Below are 25533 nucleotides of genomic sequence, written 5' to 3' on the forward strand. Positions count from 1 at the left end.
TAGCGGATCGCTATATAGATTTAGCTTGTGTCTGTGCGTGTTCGAGTAAATGCTTTGTGATATTATCAGAAGTAACACCTTCGGCCTCTGCACGGAAGTTCATGAGAATCCGGTGGCGTAATACCGGATAGGCTACACGTTCTATATCTTCCAGTGTTACAGCAAAATTACCATGCAGTAATGCGCGCGCTTTTGCCGTCATGATCATGGCCTGACCGGCACGTGGACCTGCGCCCCAGCGCACCCAATCTTTTACATAGGGAGTGCTTGAATCAGGACGTGTTAATCGTACTATACTGCTTACGCGCTCGATGAGATCGCGGCTGATATGTACTTCGCGTACGAGTTCCTGTGCTTCTTTGATCTCGCTTCCTTCCAGTACTTTATTTATTTTATTTGCTTTCTTACCCGTAGTACTTTCAAGTATAGCGGTTTCTTCTTCTGCAGTAGGGTAGCCGATCTTTATATATAGCAGGAAGCGGTCGAGCTGTGCTTCCGGTAATGGAAATGTACCGGCTTGCTCGATCGGATTTTGAGTAGCAAGTATAAAGAATGGTTTTTCTAATGGATACGTTACACCACCATACGTTACTGAAAACTCTTGCATGGCTTCGAGTAAAGCCGATTGTGTTTTCGGTGAAGTACGGTTGATCTCATCGGCCAGAATTATATTCGCGAAGAGTGGACCTTTATTGAATTTAAAAAAGCGTTTGCCTGTAGTATGATCTTCTTCCAGGATCTCGGTTCCTATAATATCGGAAGGCATCAGGTCGGGAGTAAACTGAATGCGTCTGAACGGGAGTTCTATTGCTTCCGACAAAGATCGGATCATCAACGTTTTTGCCAATCCTGGAACGCCTTCCAGTAAAGCATGTCCACCTGCGAGAAAAGTAATCAGTAACTGATCAACAGTTTCGGATTGCCCGACAATGACTTTACCGATTTCCTGCTTCAACGCATCGAGCTTTTCAATTATACTCTGTACAGATTGCTCTACTTCTTTTAATTCTTTCATAAAATATAGTTTATGCTTTAAGTCTGAATTTAAGTCCAAGGCTTAACGCAGAAATTTTTAAGCTGATCTGATTCCCAAATCCCGATCTATAGTATATCATCGCATCATCGCATACATAACAATGTTTACACTGAAGCGGGTGTTGTCAATTTTATAGAAACGTTTATTGCGGAAGTCGTAATCCCATTCACATCCATAATCTTTGTTGCTATAGAGTATGCCAATCTTTCCATTGATCTCCACAGCCTTCAGGTAATCGTGAACGATATCATCGCCCCAGCCATTTAATTCCTGTGATGTAGTAGGAGGGCCCTCGAAGTTAAAGAACATGGAATAGATCGGATGGTTGTTCGGAATCTTCTTCAGTGCACTGGCACCGAAAATTACTTCCATCTGCGATTCAAACGACTTGGCAAAAAGTCCATCGATGTCATGATTACAATCATCCACAAATACAAACCCACCGTTGCGTACATACTTTTCAAAGTTAGCGCGCTCGGCTGCAGTAAACTCTACCAGTTTATGTCCACTCAAATAACAGAACGGGCAGCTAAAGATCTTATCACCGCTCAGCGGAATAATATTCTCCTGTGTATCTACTTTCAGCGTGGTATACTCAATCAGAGAATTCAATACGTTAGACGGCATGCGCTGGTCTACATCCCAGTCACCGGATTCATATTGAAGGCGTGTAAAAAAAAACTTGTTTGCCGCGGACATATATACAATGGCAAGTTCCCTTTTTCTGTTGAATGATAAAATAAAATTATATAAGTGGATGCTGAAACGAATTCGGAAGTGTGAAAATGAAGAAGTCCCTCGATAACAAGGGACTTCTTTCGATTGTATACTCTTTTATACCTAGATGGCGTCAGATAAACTCGTGAATGTAAAGTCACGGATTTTCATAGGCGGAATCAGGTAATTATTATTGGATTCTACACTCACCGTACGTTCTGCTGCCCCTAGTTCTTCTAGGTTATTCAACATGATGATGGGGCTTTCGTTAAAGCGGAAGTTCTTGATCGGATATTGAATCTTGCCATTCTCGATGTAAAATGTTCCATCGCGAGTCAATCCTGTTAACAGCAAGGTTTGCGGATCAACATCGCGAATATACCACAGCCTCGTAACGAGAATACCTTTCTTGGTACCCGCTATCAGATCCTGCAATGATTTGGTTCCGCCTTCCATGATAAAGCTGTTCGGGCTTGGTATAGCTTTTACATTTTTCTTCTGTGCCCAATAGCGTGAATAAGAAAAGTTCTTTACAACGCCTTTCTCGATCCATGTGGTTTTTTCATGCGGGCGTCCGTCACCATTCCAGGTGCTGGTAGGAAGTTCAGGATTCAGCGGATCTGAATATATAGTTACACGCTCGTCCATCAGCTTTTCTCCAAGCCTTGTTTTTCCACCGGCTTTGCTAAATGAACTACGACCTTCATCCGCCTGGCGTGCATCGAGATCGAAAAGGATTCTTTCCAGCAACACAGCCGCAGCCGCGGGCTCCAGGATCACAGTATATTTACCCGGCTCGATCGCTTTGGCCGCAGCAGACTTCATACTCTTCTGTGTAGCAATTTCAGTTGCTGCTTTCGTATCGAGTTTTGTGAAATCATTATAGCCGCGTGTCGCATAGCCTGATCCTTTACCATCGGCTGTGCGTACCGTAATCGAAAAGTTTACATTGGTGGCCGTGTTATAGGCAAACAATCCTTTCGAATTCATCATCGCTGAAAATGCTTTGTTGTCTTCGAGGAAGCCTGCGGCAACTTGTTTGTTATCTTTTGATACCTGCAGACTTTGCGCTACAGCATCGGTACGTTGCTTGGGAGTAATGGAAGCAGTTGCCTGAACGAATGTTATAGGCTCAGCATATTTCTGCGGTTCAAGAAAAGGCACGAACTCTGGATTTTCCGGAGCAAGTTGTGCGAGTTCTTCCGAACGCTTTACTACTTTTTGCAAGGAGACGTCATCAAACTCGTTGATGGTGGCAGTTCCTAATTTTTTACCAAAGGCTGATGATACTATTAATGTACTCTGACTTATGTTACCACTGGTAGAAACCGAATTGCGTGCATACCGGATGTTGCCGCTATCACCGCCATATATATTCACTTCGCATTGTTCTGCTTTGGAATAGCTCAGTACTTTTTTTAGTAAAGCCTGTGCTTCATCTTTTGTAAGTATAGGCATAGTATATTATCCGATGTTGCGTGATGTGTTAATAACGTTTACTCCTTTAAAATGCGTAGTAGCAGAGCCGTGTGATACAGCGCTGGACTGCGATGGCTGACCTTTACCGTCAAAGAAAGATCCTCCCAAACGATAATCTGATTCATCGGCAGTACCGGCACATGAATTCCAGAACTCATGTGTGTTTGCCTGGTAGGCCACATCTTTCAGCATGCCTGCAATTTTTCCGTTCTTGATCTCATAGTATAACTGCCCGCCAAACTGGAAATTATAGCGCTGCTGATCGATGGAGAAAGATCCATCGCCAATGATATATATACCCTTCTCTACATTTTTGATAAGGTCATCAACACTGCGTTTTTCTTTGCTTGCCTGTAGCGATACATTCGGCATGCGCTGGAATTGCACGCTGCTCCAGCTATCGGCATAGCAGCAACCTTGTGAAGCTGTCAGCCCGATGATGTGTGCCTGATCACGTATAGCCTGGTAATTTACAAGTATACCATCTTTCACAAGATCCCAACGGCCACACTGTACGCCTTCGTCATCATACCCTACAGCACCGAGTGAACCGACTTGCTGTTTGTCTGCAAAGAGGTTTACATTTTTATTTCCGAAGTTGAATTTTTTAGATTCCCACTTATCAAGCGTTAAGAAACTGGTACCGGCAAAGTTTGCTTCATAGCCGAGCACGCGATCCAGTTCAGTAGGGTGACCTACAGATTCGTGAATGGTTAACCACAAATGAGAAGGATCCAGGATCAGATCATATTTACCTGCTTCAACAGATTTAGCTTTTAATTTTTCGCCTGCCTGTTGTGCACCGGCACGCGCATCTTCAATCATATCATAGCGGCCTTTATATAGTGTAGTAGGACCTTTGATCTTGTCTTGCGGACGAGCGTTGAGATATTCATAGCCCATTCCCATAGGGGCGCTGAGGGCATTACGTGTTTCAAATTTTCCGGTAGCAGCATCGATCTTCGTGATGAAGAACGTTGGCCAGATGCGATGTATATCCTGATCGATATAGGAGCCATCCGTAGATGCAAAATATTTCTGTTCATTTACAGTGAACAAAAATGAATTTATATAGTTAGCTCCTCCTTTGATGGCAGCATCATTTACGCTGAGTAGCAGATCTACTTTTTCCTTTAGAGGAACTTCGAATGAATTTTTTTCAATGGGAGCTTTCCAGCTTACTTCACCGTATCCTTTTTGAGAAACAAGTTGTACGGGTTCGCTTAGCAGGCGCGAATTTTCTTTCGCTATAGCGACTGCGAGTTCTGCAGTTTTAGCAATGCTGTCTTTATCCAGTTTATCAGTAGCAGCAAAGCCCCATCCGCCATTGGCGATTACGCGTACTCCCATTCCGTACGACTCCGTGTTTACAATGTTCTCTACTTTGTCTTCACGTGTAATAACAAATTGATTCAGGTAACGCCCGATGCGTACATCGGTATAGGTTGCACCTTTCGATCGTGCTGCGTTGAGTGCTACATCTGCCATTTGTTTCTTCTGCGCGACATCAATGGTTTCCAATGCCCGCTCGGGAGGAATGGCTTTCCCGAAAGACGGAATTCCTGCAAGCACTGCGGCCGATGCGCCCATGCCTGCCAGGTGAATAAAATCTCTTCGTTTCATAAGGGTTGTTATTGGTTAATGAGCTTGATCGTCAATTCTGTTTTAAGATAGAGAATACTTTACTGCTTATGCAAACGTATAGAGCCATAAAGAGTTATTATACCGCAAGCTTCGTGATTTTTGTGCTGTTAAATTCGACATCACAGATATACAGGTAAAGATCACAGACCGGTATAATCAAAGAGAGGCTGTTTGCAGTAACAGCCTCTCTGGTTTTTATAAATATATACTAAACAGCGTCTGACAGACTGCTGAACGTAAAGTCGCGGATCTTCATGTACGGTATATATACATTGGTTCCACCTTCGCTGGTTACGGCACGTTTCTGCTGTCCTAGTGTTTCCAGGTTGTTCAGCATGATGATCGGACTTTCGTTGAAACGGAAGTTCTTGATCGGATGCTTGATCTTACCATTCTCAATGTAGAAAGTTCCATCGCGAGTCAAACCAGTATATAGCAACGTTTGTGGATCTACGGGACGTATATACCAGAAGCGTGTTACCAGTATACCTTTCTTGGTATCCTTGATCATGTCTTCCAACGATGCACTTCCTCCATCCATAATAGCATTGCCCGGGAACGGAACGGCTTCTACATTTTTCTGTGTTGCCCAATACCGATCGTAGATCAGGTTTGCAACGGCACCATTACGGATCAAATCCATTTTCTTGCGTGCAAGCCCATCACCAGACCATGGTGATGCGGGTACATCTTCACTCCATGGATCAGTATATATATTCACGCGTTCATCTACCAGTTTTTCACCAAGCTTCGTTCCTCCGCCTTTTTTGGAAAGAAAACTTCTGCCTTCATCGGCCTGGCGCGCATTCATGTTCAGCATCAGGCGAATCAAATCTGCTCCTGCGGAAGGCTCCAGGATCACAGTATATTTACCGGGTTCAATAGCCTTGGCGTTGCGTGACATCAACGCTTTGTCAATGGCTATCTTCGAAACGTCTGCAGCATTCAGTTTGCTTACATCATTTAAATCGGCAGCAGCCCAACCTGAACCGGTGCCATCATTCGAGCGCATGGTAACAGTGAAGTCAACGCTTGTTGCTTTGTTATAGGCATAGAGACCTTTGCTGGTCATCATGCAAGAGAATCCGCGGCTGTCTTCAAGATAGCCGGCAGCAGTAACATCTTTCGCTGCAGCGGGATTTATACTATCAGCAGCAGCCTGTGCTCTGAAGTCAGGAGTAATATTAGCAGTGGCTTCCGAAAAAGTTTTTGAATCAGGGCCATAGTTTTGCTGTGGCAATGGATCCATGAACTCAGGATTCTCAGGTGCAAGCTTGGCCAGTTCTTCCGAGCGTCTTACTACTTTTTCGAGTGATGCATCATCGAATTCGTTGATGGTAGCAGAGCCGGATTTTTTACCGTAATACGATTGTACACCTAATACAATGTTGCTATTCTCGCCAGCGGTTGAAACGCTGTTACGTGCATAGCGAATGTTGCCTCTGTCGTTGCCGTTGAGCGTTACCGAGCAACCATCGGCTTTGGATAAGCTGATCACTTTCTCCAATATCTTTTTAGCTTCTTCTTTTGAAAGTATGGCCATGGGATTTACGATTTAGTTTAGGATTGTGGTTGATGATGTGATGGTATAGATCATGATCATAAACCGAAATGAGTTATATAGTTCGTCCTGTATTGATTACGCTGACACCGTTGAAACGTGTGGTAGCCGATCCGTGCGATACTGCATTCGACTGGCTCGGTTGTCCCTTGCCATCGTTGAAGGCTCCGTTTAACCGGTAGTCACGTTCATCACAGATCTGAACACAGGAATTCCAGAACTCCTGTGAGTTGGCCTGGTAGGCTACATCTTTCAGCATGCCTGCGATCTTGCCATTCTTGATTTCAAAGAATAGGACACCTCCGAACTGGAAGTTATAGCGTTGCTGATCGATGGAGAACGAACCATCTTTCACGATATATATACCTTTGTCGACATTGGAGATCATCTGCTCCGGTGTAACCTGCTCCTTGCCTGGTTTCAAAGATATATTTGCCATGCGCTGAAACTGTACATCACTCCAGCTCTGCGAGTAGCAGCAACCATGTGACTCTTTCTGGTCAATGATATTTACCTGGTCGCGAATCGCCTGATAATTTACCAGTGTTCCATCTTTAATGATATCCCACGATTTACATTTCACGCCTTCATCATCATAAGCCACAGCACCCAGAGAACCCGGCTGCGTTTTATCGGCTACGAAGTTTACAATTTTGCTGCCTGCGTTAAACTTACCGGATTTCCATTTGTCAAGTGTAAGATAACTTGTGCCTGCATAGTTGGCTTCATATCCGAGTACACGATCTAATTCAGTAGGGTGTCCTACAGATTCGTGAATGGTAAGCCACATGTGTGATGGTTCAAGCACAAGATCATATTTACCCGGCTCTACTGATTTCGCTGCGATAATTTGCTTGGCTTGCTCAGCTGCCATACCGGCATCTTCCACTATATCATAAGATTTATTATATAGTATAATTCCTCCGGGACCTTCAATTTTATCTTCAGGCCGTGCATCCAGGTACTCATATCCCATACCAACGGGAGCGCTGAAGGCCGCACGATTCTTGAATTGTCCGGAAGCGCGGTCGATCATCGTAACGGTAAAGCTGGGCCATGTACGATGTACATCCTGATCTATATAGGAACCTTCCGTTGAAGCAAAGTACTTTTGCTCATTCACAAGGAACATCAGACTATTTACGAAGCTTGCGCCTTTTTCCATTGCTTTGGCATTCGCATTCATCAGCAGATCAACTTTTTCCTTTACCGGAACTTCGAAGCCATTCTTCTTTATAGGAGTCTTCCAACTCACTTCTCCATACGATGGAGTAGGAGCGAGCTTTACGGGTTCCTTTTGAAATTTGGAATTTGCTTTGGCAATGATCGCAGCACGTTCTGCAGTTTTCTTCATGCCATCGGTAGTAACATTATTCGTTGCTGCAAATCCCCATGTACCATTTACAATGACGCGAATGCCAACACCAAATGATTCTGTGTTGACTATATTTTGTACTTTCTTTTCACGCGTGATTACAAACTGATTCAGGTATCGCCCGATGCGAACATCGGCATATGTAGCACCGAATGATTTAGCAGTGTTCAAGGCTACATCTGCGAGTTGCTTTTTCTGCTTTGCATCCAGCAAAGGCTCGAGCATGCGAGCCGGGTCTACTGGATTTGAGAATGCAGATATAGGGAGGAGCATGGCGCCTGCACCCATTCCGGCTAGTTGCATAAAATCTCTTCTCTTCATGGGCTATTGGGTTAGATGGTTCTGCCTGTGTTAATAACATTTACGCCATTGAAGCGAGTCGTTGCACTACCGTGAGATACTGCACTTACCTGTGAGGGTTGTCCTTTGCCATCGAAGAAAGATCCAAAGAGACGGTAATCTTTTTCATCGCAGATTTTTGCGCAGCTGTTCCAGAATTCCTGTGTATTCGATTGATAGGCTACATCGTTGAGCATGCCTGCAATCTGACCATTCTTAATTTCGTAGAACACCGTGCCACCGAACTGAAAATTATAGCGTTGCTGATCGATGGAGAAGGAACCACGACCGGCTATATATATACCTTTCTCTACATCTTTGATCATTTGTTCCGGACTATAAGGATCTTTGCCGGGAGCAAGCGATACGTTGGGCATGCGTTGAAACTGCACATCGCTCCAGCTCTGCGAATAGCAACAGCCATGCGATTCATTTTGTCCCAGCATATGTACTTGATCGCGGATAGCCTGTACGTTGACGAAGATGCCGTCTTTGATCAGATCCCAGCGTCTTGATTTTACGCCTTCATCATCGTATCCTACAGCACCGAGCGAACCGGGTTGTTGCTTGTCAGCAAAAATGTTTACCAGGTTGCTTCCGTATTTAAAGTTACCGGATTTTAATTTTTCCAATGAGGCGAAACTGGTTCCGGCATAATTCGCTTCATATCCGAGGATACGATCAAGCTCCAACGGGTGGCCTACTGATTCGTGAATAGTAAGTCCCAAGTGATTAGGTTCAAGCACGAGATCATATTTACCAGGCTCAACCGATTTAGAAGTTGTAATCATTTCCTTTGCCTGCTTGGCAGCAATGGCAGCATCTTCTACTATATCATAACTGTTGCGATATAGCATGGTGCCTGCTATACCTTTTACTTTATCTTCAGCCTTCGGGATCATGTATTCATATCCCATCCCCATAGGAGCGCTCAATGCATCGCGCGTTTTAAATTTACCCGAAGCACGATCTATAGCGGATACGGTAAAGGTTGGCCAGATGCGATGTATATCCTGATCTATATAGGAGCCTTCTGTAGAAGCAAAGTATTTTTGCTCATTGATCTGGAAGAGATTGGAGTTTACAAAGCTGGCACCATTCTGAAGTGCCGCAGCATTTGCTTTCAGAAGTAAATCTGTTTTCTCAGAGACCGGAACTTCAAAAGCATTTTTTTGAATGGGTGTCTTCCACGTTACTTCCCCGTGGCCTTTAACAGGCGCGAGTCTTACCGGCTCTTTCTGAAATTTTGAATTTGCTTTTGCTATAGCAACGGCTTGTTGCGTGGCTTTACGAATGCCATCGGCCGTAACCAGGTTGGTAGCTGCAAATCCCCACGTACCATTTGCGATAACACGAATCCCTGCACCGAACGATTCAGTGTTTACAAGATTCTGTACTTTGTTTTCGCGCGTGGTAATAAACTGATTGAGGTATCGTCCGATACGGATGTCGGCATACGTTGCACCCGCGGCCTTCGCTGTATTAAGCGCTACATCTGCCAATTGTTTTTTTTGTGATGTATCCAGGGGTGAATCCAACATTGCCTCGACCGGAACCGGATTACCCAAGGTAGAGAATGGTAGTAGCATCCCGCCAATACCAAGCCCTGCGAGTTGAACAAAATCTCGTCTTTTCAAGGTTATCGAAGTTAAGGTTATGAGTTATTCGGATAGTAAGTTATCCAAAAAGCAAAAAAGGATACCGAAAATGGTATCCTTTGCTATTAGTTTATGTGAGTGGTCTCCTTTCGGAGAAAACGCTACTTAATCGTAGAGAAATCAAATGATGTTTCGAGAAACTTGGTAGTAAATTTACCAGAGCGGAATATAGCGTTGTCCATCAATGCGAGGTGAAATGGTATCGTAGTTTTTACTCCTTCGATTACAAATTCACTGAGTGCACGTTTCATCCGTGTAATTACTTCTTCGCGTGACTGGCCGCTTACGATCAGCTTGGCAATCATACTATCATAATTAGGAGGTATAGTATATCCTGCATATACATGGCTATCAACACGTACACCGTGGCCACCTGGTAAATGTAGGTTTATAATTTTTCCTGGTGAAGGACGGAAACCGTTTGCAGGATCTTCTGCATTGATACGACATTCCATCGCATATAGGTTCGGAAAATAATTTGTGCCCGAAATCGGAACACCTGCCGCAGACTTAATCTGTTCTTTGATCAAATCATAATCGGTAACTTCTTCGGTGATCGGGTGTTCTACCTGGATACGTGTATTCATTTCCATGAAGTAGAAATCACCATGCTTGTCAACCAAAAATTCGATTGTACCAGCACCTTCATAATTTATAGCCTTGGCTCCTTTTATAGCAGCTTCACCCATGCGCTCGCGCAGTTCCTGGCTTACAACAGGAGAGGGGGTTTCTTCTACAAGCTTCTGGTGTCTGCGTTGTACGGAACAATCACGTTCGGAAAGGTGACATACTTTTCCATACTGATCGCCCATTACCTGTATTTCTATATGGCGTGGCTCTTCGACGAATTTCTCAAGATATAGTCCATCGTTACCAAACGAAGCACCGGCTTCACGTTTAGCATCGTCCCATGCTTTCTTGAATTCAGTTTCATCGTTGATGATACGCATACCTTTACCACCACCACCAGCAGTTGCTTTTACAATCACCGGATATCCGATTTCTTTTGCCAATGATATACCTTGCTCAATTGAATCGAGTAAGCCATCTGAACCAGGGATCGTAGGTACACCAGCTTTCTTCATGGTATCTTTCGCAGTGGCTTTATCGCCCATCGCGTTGATCATGGCAGGTGTGGGGCCTATAAATTTAATTCCGTATTCGTGACATATAGCAGAGAACTCAGCGCGCTCAGATAAAAATCCGTAGCCCGGATGTATAGCATCGGCGTTGGTAATTTCGGCTGCAGATATAATACGGGGAATGTTGAGGTAAGAATCTTTACTGGGTGCATCTCCTATACATACGGCCTCATCGGCAAAACGTACGTGAAGGCTTTCGCGATCAGCGGTGGAGTATACGGCCACTGTTTTGATGTCCATTTCTTTGCAGGTACGAATAACTCGTAACGCAATTTCACCACGGTTCGCTATCAATATTTTCTTAAACATAGTCTTGTCTCTTTCAAGGTTGAAATTTTTAAGGTTCAGAATTTAAGGCCGGGCGCATTATTGCCTCAACTTTAAATCCTGAACCTTAAATTACTAGTATCGATATTAATCAGGTTCAACTACAAACAATACCTGGTCGTATTCTACAGGTGTTGCATTTTCTACAGGAGCCTTAACAATGGTACCTGATATTTCTGATTCAATTTCATTGAAGAGTTTCATGGCTTCAATAATGCATACCGTTTGTCCTTTGGAAATTTTATCTCCTACCGAAGCGAACGGAGGTGTATCGGGATTTGATGAGCGATAGAATGTACCGATCATCGGTGATTTGATTTCGATAGTTTTCTTGCCGGAAGCAGGTGCTTCGGCAGCTTTTGTTTGTACAGCGGGAGTTTGTGCTGCAGGTGCCGCAGATGTAGCAACCGGAGCTGTAGCCGCTACCGGTGACATTACCGGACTTGACTTAAATATTTTCTGATCGGGCTCACGCTTCACATGAAGCTTCAATTCTTTTGTTTCAATGTCCACTTCATTCAAGCCTGACTTGGAGATGAAATCGATAAGGTCGCGTATCTCGGATGTTTTCATTTCAGTCTGCGTTGATGCTGTTGCTGTAGATTCTGTTGTTGCCCTTGAAGGTTTTGTTGTTCCTTTTTTAGCAGTTGTTTTTGATGCTGGGGTTTTGCTCATGATCCTTCGTTTATTCTTTTACACGTTCGATATAGGCACCGGTGCGTGTATCGATTTTAATTTTATCACCTGTATTTACAAAAAGCGGAACACGTACTTCTACACCGTTTTCCAGCGTAGCTGATTTTAGCGTACGTGTAGCGGTATCGCCTTGTACGCCTGGCTCAGTATATTGAATTTCCATGGTCACATGAGAAGGAGCTTCTGCAGTGATAGCGCTTTCACCGTTCTCAAATGCGATCAGCAATGTTACACCTTCTTTGATATAGTTTACAGCGTCACCCAGTAAGGCTCTGTCAAGGTAAATCTGATCGAATGTTTCGTTATCCATACACACGAGGCTTTCACCATCAGCATATAGATATTGATATTCTTTTGTTTCAACTCTAAGAATCTCCACTTCATCACCAGGACGGAAACGGTTCTCTGCTACTTTACCATTCCGTACGTTGCGCATTTTTATTTGATAGAATGCACGCAAGTTTCCGGGGGTGCGGTGTTGCAGTTCTTCTACCTGCACAACTTCACCGTTGTAGCGCATAAAGTTTCCCTTACTTAAATCAGATACGGTTGCCATAAAAAAATTAGGTCATTAAGTTACGAATCAATTAAATAAATACAAGTTGACAGCTGCCTATCCGTTATACCCGTTGCTTGTTAATAGTGAATCGCGTGGATATATACTATTAACAAATAACCGATAACGATTAACTGTTATAAGCCCATTTCAGGTAAACAGCTCCCCATGTAAAACCACCACCAAACGCAGCAAGCAGGAGATTGTCTCCTTTCTTAAGTTGCTTTTCATAGTCCCATAACAAAAGAGGTATAGTACCTCCTGTCGTGTTCCCATAGCGTTCGATGTTCATCATTACTTTATCTTCTGTAATGCCGACACGATGTGCCGTTGCATCGATAATACGTTTGTTGGCCTGGTGAGGAACAAGCCATGCTATATTTTCAGGAGTGAGATTATTTCTGGCAGTAATTTGTGCCGCTACATCAGCCATGTTGGTTACAGCGAATTTGAATACAGCCGAGCCTTCCTGATATACATAGTGTAAGCGCTTGTCGATTGATTCCTGTGATGCAGGCATGCGGCTTCCACCGGCCTTCATATGCAGATATGTTTCACCCGCGCCATCACTCTTCAACTCTGCATCGATTACGCCTACATCTTCTGTAGTAGGTTCCAGTAAAACACAGCCGGCACCATCACCAAAAATGATACATGTACTTCTGTCGGTATAGTCCATGATCGCAGACATTTTATCGCCACCGATCACAACAACCTTTTTGTACATACCAGACTGAATAAAGCTGGCGCCTGTGGTAAGTGCATATATAAAACCTGAGCAGGCAGCACCCATATCAAAGCTGAATGCATTCACAGCACCCACTGCGGTGGCTACGATGTTAGCCGTAGCAGGAAAGGTCATGTCAGCAGTAACCGTAGCGAAGATGACGCAATCAATTTCTTTCGGATCGATTTTGGTTTTAGCCAGCATGTTATTTACAGCTGCTATACCCAATACAGATACTCCTTGATTTTCACCTTTCAGGATCCTTCTTTCTTTTATACCCGTGCGTGACGTGATCCATTCATCACTTGTCTCCACCATGGTTTCAAGCTCCTGATTGGTAAGTATATAATCCGGAACGTATCCTCCAACTCCGGTAATGGCTGCTCTGATTTTAGTCATACAAGTTTTTAATTTCAAGAATGGTTGTCAGCCCTGGCAACCGATAAAAAAGAAAAAGCCCGGTGTATATATACACCGAGCATTGATTTTTTTAATTAATCAATCTCTTTCGAGATAATCATAGGGTGATTGTCTTTCCCGATTGTAGTATACGCCACACGTTCAGCGAACTGAATGTTTTCGAGTGCAGACCCGTTCATGCAATTACGCCAGAACTTCTTTTTCCATCACCACTCTACCATTGAAGTAAAGTTTGCCTTCAAGCCAGAAAGCACGGTGTGGCAGGTGGTTTTCTCCCGTAGTAGGGCATACCGCTAACTGCTTTGCAGTTGCTTTGTAATGCGTTCTTCTTTTATCTCTGCGGGTTTTCGAGGTTTTTCGTTTCGGATTCGGCATAGTCTAAAAACTGTTTATTTTAATTTCTTTAATATATTCCAGCGAGGGTCGATTCCATCATTATCATCGTTGTCACCACCTTTTTCATCAGAAGAAGAGGTGTACACAATCTTACCTTCCTGGTTTTCATCTTCATCGTCTTCAGCTTCCTGAAATTTCGGATGGAGTTTTTTAATCGGTATAGCCAGGGCAATGAATTCATATAAATACTGACCAAGTTCCAGCGTAGCGGTATCGCGATGAATCATGATAATCTCATCACTCATCTCTTCATTGGTATCACCAAACTTGAAAAGAATACGATGATCGCTTTCGATTGGAAAATCAAAGGGTTCCAGGCTTCTGTCACAAGTCAGCACTGCGTTTCCTTTAATTATAAAGTCAGCTTCAATGAACGTTTCATGTTTATTAAGCGCTACATCAGCATGGAAGCTCCCTTGCGAAACAAGGTCAGTTCCGTATTCCCTGAAAAACGTATCACCTAGATCATAATTGAAATGGTGAATTTTGTTGCTCAGGCTGATAATATTTACGCTATAAGCCCCCACAAATCGCGCCCCGAAAGGCTTTTAAAATTAGTCGGCAAATTTAGGAGAATTAATGAAATTCTACACGAACGTGTACAGAAATTGCGTAAATCATCAATTCCAGGCGTCTAGGACGGCATTTTTAAAGTAATAAACAGGTCAGAATACGAGCTGAAAAGATTTAGATGTATTCATGGATGGCTACATCCTTTAATTCCTGACGTGATTTTTTACCATAGTTTTCGATAAAAAAGTCGATAACACCTTTTTTGAAACCTAGTTTGATCGCAATGTTTTTTGTGAAAATGATCTCACTTTCAAATACATTCTGATCCACAAACACCAGCTCCACGCTAGACATCAGGTAATCGAACTTCTGATCCAAAGAAAGAGCACCTAACGAATCGATAGGTTCTGGGTTACGGATTAGCTCCAGCACTTCTTCTTCCGGAAATTTACGCTCTCTGGCAATTTTAAAAATCAGTTCACGCTCGATCTTAGCAAAGTGCTTGTCGGCTTCAGCCAGTTGAATAAGTATGTTCAGTTGCTTCTTAGTGACGATATCCATTTCAACTAATACTTGAAGATCAAATATAACCATTAATAAAAACTAACCTTACCAGTCTGGTCAAGTGGTAAAAATGGCCTACCTAAGTAAGCTTATTTTTCTGTGGATGGTTCAAATCGATGTTTAAAAATATCATGTGCTCTATAAATGGCTTCGCGAAGTGAGCTCTCACTTGCCTGGTTTTTACCTGCTATCGTATAGCCCGTGCCATGGTCAGGAGAGGTGCGTACGATGGGCAACCCGGCTGTGAAGTTTATTCCCTCATCAAAGGCTATAGATTTGAAAGGGATAAGACCCTGGTCGTGATACATGGCCAGAACGGCATCATACTTGGCATATTGTCCTGAAGCAAAAAAGCCGTCAGCCGGAAACGGTCCGTATACCAACTTGCCTTTATTTCGCTGGTCATTAACCACGGGCTTAATGATCAACTCATCTTCCTGGCCTATTAAACCACCATCGCCAGCATGTGGATTCAATCCGAGTACAGCAATCTTAGGTTTAGCGATTCCAAAATCTTTACGAAGCGAGTGCTCCATGAGTCGAAGCTTAGCTTCGATCTTCTCTTTTGATATAGCCGCTGCTACATCTTTTACCGGAATATGTTCTGTTACTAAACCAACACGCAGCGTGTTGCTTACCATAAACATCAGGCTCTCCGTTGCGCCAAAGTATGTGGTAAGAAATTCTGTATGACCTTTGAATGGAAACTCTTCACTATGAATACTGAGTTTGTCGATAGGAGCCGTTACCAACGCATCAATTAATCCTTCCTTTAATTCTTCACACGCTTGCTTTAAAGCAATCAGTGCTGCCTTGCCAGTCTCCTTGGATGCTTTTCCCGGAGTGATCTCAACAGTATCTTCCCAACTATTCACCACGTTGATCGTCTTCACAGTGAACTGTCCCTTGTTACGAACCTGGGAGTAATTAAATTCCTCAATGTTTAACTGCTTCTTATAAAATGAAATCGCCCGTGCAGATCCATATATAACCGGAGTAATTAGATTGAGCAGGCGATTGTCTGCCAGTGCTTTGATCACCACTTCAGGCCCAACGCCATTCAGGTCACCAAGAGTAATACCAATGCGAGGTTTTTGTGTTTGAGTCATGTAAGCTAAGGAATGAATTCATTGCGATTTAGTAAATAATGATGGAAAGTCCGAAAGTGTCGTAAAGTCAGGAAGACGGAAGGAGAGAAAAGTAGAGGTGTTGAATGTGGCAAAGTCCGGAAGTCTGGAAGACGGAAAAGTCCGGAAGAAGGATGTAGAAGTTTGAAAGAGGAAGACGATAAGCTGATTCATCTGACTATAAATTATATAGCCATGCGCTACGATATTATAGGGCCCTGTATACTTCCCGTCTTCCTGACTTTCCGTCTCACCTTCCCTATCTTAAATTTTGCATAGCCCACATCTTACATTCTCTTTGTACTTTTAGCACTTCATGGACAAGTCAATTTATAGAGTAAGAGCGAAGAAATCGTTGGGACAGCATTTTTTGCATGACCAGGGTGTTGCGCGTAAAATTGTTGAATCATTAAAGATTGAAGGCGAAAGTCATCCGGTTTTGGAAATAGGTCCAGGCATGGGTGTGCTCACGCAGTACATGGTTACTGATAAAAAGCTTCAACTGAAGCTTATCGAGATTGATCGCGATTCAGTGAAGTATCTGCATACACATTACCCTGCATTGAAGAGTAACATTATAGAAGGTGACTTTCTGAAGATGGAATTGACCGACATATTTCCTGGTAAATTCTCGATCATTGGTAATTTCCCCTATAACATTTCATCGCAGATATTTTTTAAAGTACTTCAACATCGTGATCAGGTTGATCAAGTGGTATGCATGCTTCAGAAAGAAGTTGCCGAACGTATTGCTGAAAAACATGGAAGCAAAACGTATGGCATCTTAAGCGTGTTGCTGCAAGCTTATTATGATATTGAGTTTTTATTCAAAGTACCACCCGGAGTATTTATACCACCACCGAAAGTGATGTCGGCTGTGATACGGCTTCAACGCAATAGCAGAACCCGGCTTGAGTGTGATGAACAACTCTTTGTAAAGGTGGTAAAGCAAGGTTTTAACAACCGTAGGAAGACCTTGCGCAACGCCCTAAAACCTCTAGCTTTGCTTCCCGAAATTTCGTCCCTTAAACTGCTTGACAAACGCGCTGAGCAGCTTTCCGTGGAGGAGTTTGTACACCTCACGCAATTAATCGAATCGAGCCGTGGAACAGCAAGCACTGGAGTTTGAGTTGACAAAAGAATTTCGTGACCGCTTTCAGCAGGCGCTGGATGATCATGATGATGTGTTCATCCAAAATATACTCCATGAAGTAAAGGCAGCGGATATAACTACGTTACTATATGAGTTTACCATAGAGGAATCCAAGTACTTTATGGATCTGTTGCCCGTTGAAGTTCAATCTGAAATCATTCGAGATCTTGAGCCTGATACACGCAAGCGATATCTGAAGCTATATAAACCGAATGATATATCGGTTCTGCTGAATAATTTATTGTCGGATGATATTGCAGATATACTCCATGAACTTCCTGTAAAAGAAAGAGAAGAAGTACTCCTTGATCTTGAACCGGTACTACGCGGACAGGTAACGGAGTTGCTTCGTTATGAAGCTTATGTAGCGGGTGGTTTGATGGCGAAAGAACTTATTCGCGCCCGTGTTAATTGGACCGTTGTACAGTGTGTGGAGGAGATTCGCAAGCAAGCTGAAAATGTTTCCAAGTTTTACCAGGTATATGTAGTTGATGAGACCGATAAATTGTTGGGGCGATTATCCCTGCAAGACCTTATCATTTCGGATGCACGTAAACTCGTAGGAGATATATATGAGAAAGATATAGTTTCCGTAGAGACCTATATGGAGGACCGTGAAGTTGCCGAGATCATGAAGAAGTATGAACTCGTTTCAGTACCCGTTGTAAATGTTCATGGATATCTAGTCGGAAGAATTACCATTGACGACATCGTTGACGTGATTACAGAGCAGGCAGAAGAAGATCGTCAGATGATGGCGGGTATCAGTGAGAATGTGGAAGAAGACGACAGCATCTGGCGTAATACGCGTGCGCGTTTACCATGGTTGCTTATCGGTATATTTGGCGGGTTGATGAATGCAAAGTTCATGGGACTTTTTGAGGCGGAGCTTGCACGTGTAACAGCGATTGCTTTTTTTACACCACTGATTCAGGCAACCGGCGGAAATGTAGGCATCCAATCATCATCCTTGATTGTACAAAGTCTCGCGAATCCTAATTTTGTAGACGAAGGTTTATGGAAACGTCTTGTGAAAGTATTTTTTGTGGCGATACTGAATGGATTGTTTTTATCAATACTAGTATTGGGCGCAAATATACTCTTGTTCCAGGAGTATAGCTTGTCGTTCGTGGTGTCGATCGCGTTATTCAGTGTAGTATTATTCGCCTCCTTTATAGGAACGATCACACCCTTGATCTTAAATCGCTTTGGATTTAATCCGGCATTGGCCGCAGGTCCGTTCATTACAACAACCAACGACCTGCTGGGCCTCACACTTTATTTTTTCACTGTCCACCTTATCCTCTGATGACTCCTTTGAAATGTTTGATTGTTGATCCCATGCATGAAAGTATTTTTCCGATGTTAACGGAAATAGGATGGGAAGCAGTATCAGTTCCATCCATTACACGCGATGAAATCAAAACTATACATCACGGTTATGAGGGATTGATCGTTCGAAGTAAAACAACGATAGACCGTGATCTGCTAGGCGATAATCCTACTATAAAATTTATCGGTCGTGCAGGAGCGGGGCTTGATAATCTTGATCTTGATTACCTGAAAGAAAAAGGTATATATGTATTGCATGCATCGGAAGGAAACCGGGATGCCGTAGGAGAGTATGCTATAGGAGCGTTGTTGAGTTTAATGCGAAACATTCCGAAAGCAAACCGTGAAGTTCGTACGATGATTTGGGAGCGCGAAGGAAATCGTGGCGAAGAGCTTATGGATAAAACGGTTGGGTTAATAGGCTATGGCAACATGGGACAAGCATTTGCGAAGCGTCTTTCCGGATTCGGATGTAATGTTTTAGCGTACGATAAATATAAAACCGCTTATGCCAATGCATACTGTAAAGCGGCATCCATGGAAGATCTATTTGTTGAAACGGATATCTTAAGCCTTCATATTCCGTTGACAGCGGAAACAAAAAAACTTGTTGATCGTAATTTTTTAGATCGTTTTAAGAAGAGAATTATACTTGTCAATACAGCGCGCGGAGAAATCGTTTCACTGCCGGATCTGGTACAAGCGATGGCGACAAGTCAAGTTCGCGGAGCAGTGCTCGATGTGTTGGAAAATGAAAAACTAAATACGCTTACCCCTATTCAAAAAGAGTCCTTCGATACCTTGATCAAAAAGGACAATGTAATATTCACCCCTCATATTGCAGGCTGGACGTATGAGTCGCACGTGAAAATTAACGTAGCTTTGATACAGAAAATTAAGGCGCTTGAATTGGTGCATTAATTTTGTTATCATTAGTTTAAAATAAACAATCAAAGCTATCGCATGCGTTTTTTAGAAAAGCGGATGAAGAGTGTAAATGAGTTTTTTAACTCGATCATTGAAAAACCGTTACTGACATCTTCGCTTGTACTCGTGTTGGTCACAGTCCTTGTACTGGGGCTGAGCTTAAAATATTACTTGCATGAGTTTGATACTTTCGTGCCGCAGATTCTTGCGGAGGCACACGGGATGATCTTCGATATTGCTGTGATTGGTATTTTGATTTTTTGGCTGAATCAGAATGGGGAGATCCGTCAGCGTATTCGTACCTATAAAGATGAGATTGATGACTTTCGCTTGTGGGAATCGGAAGAAGCTGCCTTTCGTACAGTGGGTAATATCAAGCGTCTGAATCGTCATAAGATTCATGAGATTAACCTGGTAAATTGTTACTTGCCACGAACGAACCTCAACTATGTAAACCTGGCGGCATCCAACATGAACTCGGCAAATATATCACAGTCAACATTGATCGAGTCAAATCTGGAAAATGCACGCCTGAATCAAACGAACTTCGAGAACTCGAATCTTAACCAGGCAAACCTGAAAGGCGCCTATGCGAGTGGAGCGAATTTCAAAGATGCATTTTTGATAAAGTCACAATTTGAAAATGCATTCCTGATCAAAGCGAATTTCAATAATGCATTTCTGATGGAAGCAAACCTCCAGAACTGTTATCTGATGGGAGCTGATTTTGAAAATGCCAGTCTATATAAAGCTGACCTTCGTGGTGCCAAAGGATTAAGTGTTGAACAACTTGCCAAAGTAAAAACATTATACCTTGCCCGGTTCGATGAAGAAATATTGGAGCTTATCAAAACGAATCTGCCGGAGTTGGTAGGTGCCTGATTTTGTGAGATAAAAACAAAAGTGTTACCTTTACAAAAGCAACGGTCTCGGAGACGAGACCGTTGTTTCTTTTTTTGATAGCAAGAACAAATAAAACAGCAACGAATTACTTTGAGCTATGAGCAAAAAAGTTTCATACTATACGAAAGACGGTTTGGACAGACTAAGAAATGAGTTAGCCGAATTAAAATCTAAAGGTCGTGCAGATATAGCTCGCCAGATAGCAGAAGCTCGTGATAAAGGTGATCTCAGTGAGAATGCGGAATATGATGCTGCGAAAGATGCTCAGGGACATCTCGAAGCGAAGATCGCTCAATTGGAAGACCTGGTAAGCAACGCGCGTTTATTAGATGAGAATAACATTGATACTTCCAAAGTATCGATCCTTTCTAAAGTAACAATCAAGAATAAGAAGAATGGTGCTTCTGTAACCTATACATTAGTGTCTGAAGAAGAAGCTGATTTGAAAGCAGGTCGTATCTCTACCATGTCGCCCATTGGTAAAGGATTGCTTGGTAAAAAGAAAGGCGAGGTTGCCAAGATTCAGACTCCTGCCGGAGAAATTGAATTTGAAGTTGTCAATATCACTGCCTAGGTATTAAAGGCAGATCAGCTATACTATATAATTATATTTCCAATGGCTTCGATCTTCACCCGCATCATTAACCGTGAAATTCCCGGCTATATCATTGCCGAAGATGAGAACTATATAGCATTTCTCGATATAAGTCCGCTGGTATTAGGACACACACTAGTGGTCCCTAAAAAAGAAGTGGACTATATATTTGAACTTGAAAACGAAGCGCTGGCAGGATTAATGGTCTTTGCCAAAAAGATAGCCATCGCTGTAAAAAACGCCGTACCGTGCAAGCGGATTGGTGTATCCGTTATCGGATTGGAGGTGCCTCATACGCATGTACATTTAGTACCCATGAACTCTGCGGATGATGTAAACTTTACACGTTCTAAACTCAGCCCTTCAAAAGAAGCCCTCGCCGAAGTAGCGGAAGCTATTAAAAAACAACTGTGACCTTTTACGGTCAATCTCAATCACTGGATATATGACGATGACGACTATATTCTTTGTGATCTGACATCAGATCACAAAGAATATAGCGTTCATGCTGTAGGTTCTGGGCTATAGCTTCAAGGCAACACTAAACTAGTGTTTTACAAATTTGAGATAGGATGTTCCTCCCGTAGTCTTAACGCTAATGGTATAAACACCGGAAGAATAGTTTTCTGCTGACAACTCAAGCGAGGATTGGTCAGTAATAAAGCGTTGTCCTTGTTTACCATGAATACCAACTATGGACACTTCTTTTTTGCCAGCACCCGGAAGTGAGATTGTCATTTTATCATATACCGGGTTAGGATATACCGATACACTCTGTCCGAGCTGTGTTTCAATGTCGGTGATCACCACAGGGACGTTATCTGAAATTACACTGGTGCATCCGTCAATGGTGACCTGTACAGAATATATACCACCTTCCGTTACAGTGAGTGTTACATTTTTTTCATCGGTAAGTTTTGTTCCGTTCAGAAACCATTGATTACCGGTTGGGCTACTGGACGTAAGAGTTCCGGTCGAACCTATAACCTGTGAGAGAGTGATGACAGGCTTCGCAGGATTTATACAGAAGTTTTGCTCTACGGCAGTGGAAGGACTATAATTTTCATTCCCTGCCTGGTTTGCAACAATGCGTACAGTGCCGGCTTCTTTTAATGTAACGAGATCACCTGCAATTGTCACTTTCGTTGGTGTAGTCGTGTTATAGCTTAACGCAAGCCCTGAAGTACTCGAGCCTGTGAGTGTAAATGGAGCATCGCCCATCGTTTTGTTTGTGATAGCAGGGAAGGTAATGGTCTGAGTAGCTTTGTTAATGACAAGAGAAACTTCAACCGGTGCAGCAGGTTCATAATTTACATCGCCTTCCTGGCTGGCCGTAATTTTTACAGTGCCGGCTTTCAGAATGGTTACTATGTCTCCGCTGATCGATGCAATGGAGGGATCGGAACTAACATATTCAATAGGCAGACCAGCATCACTGGTAGCTCCCAATGTAAAAGGAACATCTTCGTATGTTTTTGTTCCAAGTGTAAAGGTTATAGTTTGTGGGGAACGGCATCCTGCAGGCAATGACAAATCTGTAGCGACATTATGTATAAAAATTTCGTTGCCAGGACCAGCAGCATACCCCGTGATATATATATTATCATCTATAGCAATGATCTTTTCATTTACCCCGCCGGCATTTACGGTTGTGTTGTTTGTTACTTTGATTGTGCCACATTCTTTGCCATTACTTTTCCAAAGTGTCCGAATGGTTCCATCGAATGATGAGAAGTATAGGTAGCCATTCAACTCAAGGAGGTTGTAGGGATAAGCGCTTGAGGTTCCGGTATAAATGTCTGAAACGAGTTGTGTACCTGCTTCCGTGCCATCGCTTTTCCAAAGCTCTACACCATGTATACCATCGTCGGCAGTGAAGTATAGCAATCCATTAGCACTTGTAAGTTGGCTGATATTGGATGATGAAGCACCCGTGTAGATATCAAGCACTAAAGTAGTTCCTGCGGCTGTGCCGTCTGTTTTCCAAAGTTCTTTTCCATGTGCGCCATCATTGGCAACGAAGTAGCCAATGCCATCAACGGTTTCAAATTGAAATATATCTGTGCTCACAAATCCGCCTGCTCCACCTGCGTTGATATCTTTCACCAGTACAGTACCTGCTCCTCCCAATGCTCCATCGCTCTTCCATAGCTCAAGGCCACTGGTGCCATCATCAGCAAAGAAGTATAGCGCACCATTCTCATTCTTTAGTCCTTTCAGGAATGTAAATGTTTTTATTGATTCAGTTCCCGCAGCCGTTCCGTCACTCGTCCACAAGCCAGATGTTCCTGCGTCATTCGCAATGAAATATAGTTTGTCCTGAAAGTTTACCAATGAATTTGGATTAGCGCTGATGGAGCCTCCTATATTATCTACAAGGCTTGTACCGGCAGTCGTTCCATTACTCTTCCATAATTCTACCGTTGAGTTGATATAATAGTTAGGGAAGAATAGCAGACTTCCTGCACTTGTTATTTCAGAGCCATCTGAAACATTACCGCCTATTTCTACGGTTCCTGCAAGAGTACCATCCGTTACCCATAATTTGTTATCTGTTCCGGTTTTGGCAACAAAGTATATCTTATCGCCAATCTTTTTTAAATGTGCGGGATTAGATGAGTTTTCAGCACCGGCCGCTATATCTTTTAACAACACTGTGCCGGCCGAGGTACCGTTGCTTGTCCAAAGTTCACGACCATAATCTCCGCTGGTTGCCGTGAAGTATAGATTACCATTGAACTCGGTAAAGTAATCCGGAGCGGACGATGCACTAGTCGCTGGTAAATTTGTAAGACGTATATTGCCCGAAGGAGTTCCGTCTGTTTTCCAAAGCTCATTTCCATTGGTACCATCATCCGCTACAAAATATAGTGTATTGCTTATCGCTACAAGACTGTTGGGAGGCCGTGTGCCCGGTGCTGTTCCTTTCGGTAGATCAGTAACCAGAACGGTTCCAGCCTCCGTACCATTACTTCTCCAGATCTGAAAACTGCTACCGGCAGCGAGTTCTTTCTGAGCAACGAAATATAGTTCACCATTCATATTGGTGAAGTCTGCAGCATAGCCTCCTATATTTTTAAAGGCGGTAGTTCCCGCGGGAGTTCCATCGCTTTTCCAAAGGTCATAAGCATCGATTGTAAAGTATAGTGTATTTCCTGCAACCGTAACGTTGTCTATAGTGCTGTTTTCATCAAAAGGACTTTTGACAATGGTTGTCCCTGCTTCTGTTCCATCACTCTGCCACAATGCATTGTTGATTCCGTTAAAGGCCGTGAAGAATAGAGAACCGTTGTAGTTTATAAGATTATCAGGAGATGAACCCGACACGCCATTAAAAATATCCTCTACCAAATCTGTACCGGCAGCAGTGCCATCACTTTTCCAAAGCTCATATCCTAAAGAACCGTTGTTGGCTATGAAATATAGTATATTTCCAATTGCATAGAAATTATCAGGAGCAGATGAGTTTGTGCCGGTATATATATCCTCTATTAATACAGTTCCTGCTGCAGTGCCATCGCTTTTCCAAAGTTCAACACCGTTGGTGCCATCCTGACCTGCAAAGAAAAGTGTGCCGTTTACATTGGCAAAATTAGGAGAGCCTGTGGTGATGATGTTGTTCTTCACCAGAATTGTGCCGGCAGCAGTGCCATCACTTTTCCAGAGATCAAGAAAATTAGAGCCGTCAGTAATCGTAAAGAATAGTATATTATTCACAGCAATCATATTCGATATAGCCGATGAACCGGAGCCTGCCTGTATATCTTTTACAAGTACGGTTCCGGCTTCTGTTCCATCACTTTTCCAAAGTTCTGATCCGGATGTTCCATTATTGGCTAGAAAGAAAAGCGTTCCATTAACATCCACGAAGTTGCTTGGGCTTGAAGAGTTACTACCGGTATATATATCTTTTACGAGTATAGTTCCAGCAGGAGTTCCATCACTTTTCCAAAGTTCCTGACCGGCTCCAGAGCGACCACTGAAGAATAATACCCCGTTTATTGATGTAGTATAGTAGGCATCTATACCTGAATTATTCGGGTCGGAGGTTTGGTTTATGTCTTTTAATATACTTAGCTGAGCATTGGAAAAATAACCGGCAAGCATCAGCAGAAGGGGGAGGATTCTTTTCATGAAGCTATTTTTCTTCTAAGATAACACTATATTTTAATGTAGGTCGTCCCAAAATAACTTTCCGGAATCGATTCCAGGATTCTCTCCCAAAATAATTTTCAAATTTTTCAAGTTTTCTACACAAACGATTTAACCCGCAAAACGGATGATTATTCTGGTATTTAAGAATTATTCAATACCTCGTTTGGTGGTATTGTGATTTTGCGGTCTTA

At 42.9% G+C, this 25533-nt stretch carries 23 protein-coding genes; 6 read left to right on the forward strand and 17 right to left on the reverse strand.

The features are described 5' to 3' along the window. Positions 1 to 10: 10 nt before the first annotated feature. From B5Y40_RS06125 to B5Y40_RS29540, 16 genes are all read right to left on the reverse strand, one after another. Positions 11 to 1015, reverse strand: a complete 1005-nt coding sequence (locus B5Y40_RS06125; protein ID WP_079685797.1) for an AAA family ATPase — start codon at positions 1013 to 1015, stop codon at positions 11 to 13. Positions 1016 to 1111: 96 nt separating this feature from the next. Continuing rightward, on the reverse strand, positions 1112 to 1735 hold the full coding sequence (locus B5Y40_RS06130) for a DUF4159 domain-containing protein (RefSeq protein WP_079685798.1): 624 nt from the start codon (positions 1733 to 1735) through the stop codon (positions 1112 to 1114). Positions 1736 to 1876: 141 nt separating this feature from the next. Further along, a complete protein-coding gene (locus B5Y40_RS06135; RefSeq protein WP_079685799.1) occupies positions 1877 to 3211 on the reverse strand; it encodes a TldD/PmbA family protein in 1335 nt (444 codons plus the stop codon). A 6-nt stretch (positions 3212 to 3217) separates the two neighbouring features. Beyond that, positions 3218 to 4855 (reverse strand): TldD/PmbA family protein, encoded by a 1638-nt coding sequence (locus B5Y40_RS06140; protein WP_079685800.1) that lies wholly within the window; start codon positions 4853 to 4855, stop codon positions 3218 to 3220. A gap of 229 nt (positions 4856 to 5084) precedes the next feature. Beyond that, positions 5085 to 6419 (reverse strand): TldD/PmbA family protein, encoded by a 1335-nt coding sequence (locus tag B5Y40_RS06145; protein WP_079685801.1) that lies wholly within the window; start codon positions 6417 to 6419, stop codon positions 5085 to 5087. Positions 6420 to 6492: 73 nt separating this feature from the next. After that, entirely contained in the window at positions 6493 to 8133 is a 1641-nt protein-coding gene (locus tag B5Y40_RS06150) for a TldD/PmbA family protein (RefSeq protein ID WP_079685802.1), read from the reverse strand. Between the two features lie 11 nt (positions 8134 to 8144). Continuing rightward, positions 8145 to 9788, reverse strand: a complete 1644-nt coding sequence (locus tag B5Y40_RS06155; RefSeq protein ID WP_079685803.1) for a TldD/PmbA family protein — start codon at positions 9786 to 9788, stop codon at positions 8145 to 8147. A gap of 122 nt (positions 9789 to 9910) precedes the next feature. Beyond that, positions 9911 to 11260 carry an acetyl-CoA carboxylase biotin carboxylase subunit gene (accC, locus tag B5Y40_RS06160; RefSeq protein ID WP_079685804.1) on the reverse strand — a complete coding sequence of 450 codons (1350 nt, stop codon included), beginning with the start codon at positions 11258 to 11260 and terminating at the stop codon, positions 9911 to 9913. Positions 11261 to 11365: 105 nt separating this feature from the next. Continuing rightward, entirely contained in the window at positions 11366 to 11851 is a 486-nt protein-coding gene (gene accB, locus B5Y40_RS06165) for an acetyl-CoA carboxylase biotin carboxyl carrier protein (protein ID WP_079687102.1), read from the reverse strand. Positions 11852 to 11963: 112 nt separating this feature from the next. Next, positions 11964 to 12530 carry an elongation factor P gene (gene efp / locus B5Y40_RS06170; protein WP_079685805.1) on the reverse strand — a complete coding sequence of 189 codons (567 nt, stop codon included), beginning with the start codon at positions 12528 to 12530 and terminating at the stop codon, positions 11964 to 11966. A 130-nt stretch (positions 12531 to 12660) separates the two neighbouring features. Beyond that, positions 12661 to 13656 (reverse strand): beta-ketoacyl-ACP synthase III, encoded by a 996-nt coding sequence (locus B5Y40_RS06175; protein WP_079685806.1) that lies wholly within the window; start codon positions 13654 to 13656, stop codon positions 12661 to 12663. A gap of 204 nt (positions 13657 to 13860) precedes the next feature. After that, positions 13861 to 14052, reverse strand: a complete 192-nt coding sequence (gene rpmF, locus B5Y40_RS06180) for a 50S ribosomal protein L32 (protein WP_079685807.1) — start codon at positions 14050 to 14052, stop codon at positions 13861 to 13863. Positions 14053 to 14066: 14 nt separating this feature from the next. Then, positions 14067 to 14600: a YceD family protein gene (locus tag B5Y40_RS06185; protein WP_079685808.1), complete on the reverse strand. Its 534-nt coding sequence runs from the start codon at positions 14598 to 14600 to the stop codon at positions 14067 to 14069. Positions 14601 to 14760: 160 nt separating this feature from the next. After that, positions 14761 to 15147 carry a TerB family tellurite resistance protein gene (locus tag B5Y40_RS06190; protein ID WP_143785631.1) on the reverse strand — a complete coding sequence of 129 codons (387 nt, stop codon included), beginning with the start codon at positions 15145 to 15147 and terminating at the stop codon, positions 14761 to 14763. 92 nt (positions 15148 to 15239) lie between these two features. Continuing rightward, entirely contained in the window at positions 15240 to 16259 is a 1020-nt protein-coding gene (gene pdxA / locus B5Y40_RS06195) for a 4-hydroxythreonine-4-phosphate dehydrogenase PdxA (RefSeq protein ID WP_079685810.1), read from the reverse strand. 18 nt (positions 16260 to 16277) lie between these two features. Then, the gene (locus tag B5Y40_RS29540) at positions 16278 to 16451 is read right to left on the reverse strand and encodes a hypothetical protein (protein WP_159453617.1); all 174 of its coding nucleotides are present in this window, start codon (positions 16449 to 16451) and stop codon (positions 16278 to 16280) included. Between the two features lie 142 nt (positions 16452 to 16593). Here B5Y40_RS29540 and rsmA point away from each other — a divergent pair, with 142 nt between their 5' ends. From rsmA to B5Y40_RS06225, 6 genes are all read left to right on the forward strand, one after another. Then, entirely contained in the window at positions 16594 to 17406 is an 813-nt protein-coding gene (gene rsmA, locus B5Y40_RS06200; protein WP_079685811.1) for a 16S rRNA (adenine(1518)-N(6)/adenine(1519)-N(6))-dimethyltransferase RsmA, read from the forward strand. Beyond that, positions 17381 to 18739: a magnesium transporter gene (gene mgtE / locus B5Y40_RS06205; RefSeq protein ID WP_245840483.1), complete on the forward strand. Its 1359-nt coding sequence runs from the start codon at positions 17381 to 17383 to the stop codon at positions 18737 to 18739. Before rsmA ends, mgtE begins: the two co-directional genes overlap by 26 nt. Then, positions 18739 to 19683: an NAD(P)-dependent oxidoreductase gene (locus B5Y40_RS06210; protein ID WP_079685812.1), complete on the forward strand. Its 945-nt coding sequence runs from the start codon at positions 18739 to 18741 to the stop codon at positions 19681 to 19683. The genes mgtE and B5Y40_RS06210 overlap by 1 nt, the downstream gene beginning before the upstream one ends. Before the next feature lie 42 nt (positions 19684 to 19725). Beyond that, positions 19726 to 20571 carry a pentapeptide repeat-containing protein gene (locus tag B5Y40_RS06215; protein WP_143785632.1) on the forward strand — a complete coding sequence of 282 codons (846 nt, stop codon included), beginning with the start codon at positions 19726 to 19728 and terminating at the stop codon, positions 20569 to 20571. Positions 20572 to 20689: 118 nt separating this feature from the next. Further along, positions 20690 to 21166, forward strand: coding sequence for a transcription elongation factor GreA (greA, locus tag B5Y40_RS06220; protein WP_079685813.1), 477 nt, complete (start codon positions 20690 to 20692; stop codon positions 21164 to 21166). Between the two features lie 42 nt (positions 21167 to 21208). Further along, complete coding sequence (locus B5Y40_RS06225) at positions 21209 to 21601, forward strand: HIT family protein (RefSeq protein ID WP_079685814.1); 393 nt, start codon at positions 21209 to 21211, stop codon at positions 21599 to 21601. 132 nt (positions 21602 to 21733) lie between these two features. Here B5Y40_RS06225 and B5Y40_RS06230 read toward each other — a convergent pair whose 3' ends face one another. After that, the gene (locus tag B5Y40_RS06230) at positions 21734 to 25321 is read right to left on the reverse strand and encodes an ELWxxDGT repeat protein (protein ID WP_079685815.1); all 3588 of its coding nucleotides are present in this window, start codon (positions 25319 to 25321) and stop codon (positions 21734 to 21736) included. Between the last annotated feature and the right edge of the window lie 212 nt (positions 25322 to 25533).

It is taken from the genome of Ohtaekwangia koreensis (assembly GCF_900167975.1).
Taxonomy (GTDB): Bacteria; Bacteroidota; Bacteroidia; order Cytophagales; family Cyclobacteriaceae; genus Ohtaekwangia; species Ohtaekwangia koreensis.

Excerpts from the sequence above, each read along its gene's own strand:
- B5Y40_RS06125 (WP_079685797.1), bottom strand. The coding sequence starts at position 1,015 with ATGAAAGAATTAAAAGAAGTAGAGCAATCTGTACAGAGTATAATTGAA.
- B5Y40_RS06130 (WP_079685798.1), bottom strand. The coding sequence starts at position 1,735 with ATGTCCGCGGCAAACAAGTTTTTTTTTACACGCCTTCAATATGAATCC.
- B5Y40_RS06135 (WP_079685799.1), bottom strand. The coding sequence starts at position 3,211 with ATGCCTATACTTACAAAAGATGAAGCACAGGCTTTACTAAAAAAAGTA.
- B5Y40_RS06140 (WP_079685800.1), bottom strand. The coding sequence starts at position 4,855 with ATGAAACGAAGAGATTTTATTCACCTGGCAGGCATGGGCGCATCGGCC.
- B5Y40_RS06145 (WP_079685801.1), bottom strand. The coding sequence starts at position 6,419 with ATGGCCATACTTTCAAAAGAAGAAGCTAAAAAGATATTGGAGAAAGTG.
- B5Y40_RS06150 (WP_079685802.1), bottom strand. The coding sequence starts at position 8,133 with ATGAAGAGAAGAGATTTTATGCAACTAGCCGGAATGGGTGCAGGCGCC.
- accC (WP_079685804.1), bottom strand. The coding sequence starts at position 11,260 with ATGTTTAAGAAAATATTGATAGCGAACCGTGGTGAAATTGCGTTACGA.
- accB (WP_079687102.1), bottom strand. The coding sequence starts at position 11,851 with ATGAAAACATCCGAGATACGCGACCTTATCGATTTCATCTCCAAGTCA.
- efp (WP_079685805.1), bottom strand. The coding sequence starts at position 12,530 with ATGGCAACCGTATCTGATTTAAGTAAGGGAAACTTTATGCGCTACAAC.
- B5Y40_RS06175 (WP_079685806.1), bottom strand. The coding sequence starts at position 13,656 with ATGACTAAAATCAGAGCAGCCATTACCGGAGTTGGAGGATACGTTCCG.
- rpmF (WP_079685807.1), bottom strand. The coding sequence starts at position 14,052 with ATGCCGAATCCGAAACGAAAAACCTCGAAAACCCGCAGAGATAAAAGA.
- B5Y40_RS06190 (WP_143785631.1), bottom strand. The coding sequence starts at position 15,147 with ATGGATATCGTCACTAAGAAGCAACTGAACATACTTATTCAACTGGCT.
- pdxA (WP_079685810.1), bottom strand. The coding sequence starts at position 16,259 with ATGACTCAAACACAAAAACCTCGCATTGGTATTACTCTTGGTGACCTG.
- B5Y40_RS29540 (WP_159453617.1), bottom strand. The coding sequence starts at position 16,451 with ATGAATCAGCTTATCGTCTTCCTCTTTCAAACTTCTACATCCTTCTTC.
- rsmA (WP_079685811.1), top strand. The coding sequence starts at position 16,594 with ATGGACAAGTCAATTTATAGAGTAAGAGCGAAGAAATCGTTGGGACAG.
- B5Y40_RS06210 (WP_079685812.1), top strand. The coding sequence starts at position 18,739 with ATGACTCCTTTGAAATGTTTGATTGTTGATCCCATGCATGAAAGTATT.
- B5Y40_RS06215 (WP_143785632.1), top strand. The coding sequence starts at position 19,726 with ATGCGTTTTTTAGAAAAGCGGATGAAGAGTGTAAATGAGTTTTTTAAC.
- greA (WP_079685813.1), top strand. The coding sequence starts at position 20,690 with ATGAGCAAAAAAGTTTCATACTATACGAAAGACGGTTTGGACAGACTA.
- B5Y40_RS06225 (WP_079685814.1), top strand. The coding sequence starts at position 21,209 with ATGGCTTCGATCTTCACCCGCATCATTAACCGTGAAATTCCCGGCTAT.
- B5Y40_RS06230 (WP_079685815.1), bottom strand. The coding sequence starts at position 25,321 with ATGAAAAGAATCCTCCCCCTTCTGCTGATGCTTGCCGGTTATTTTTCC.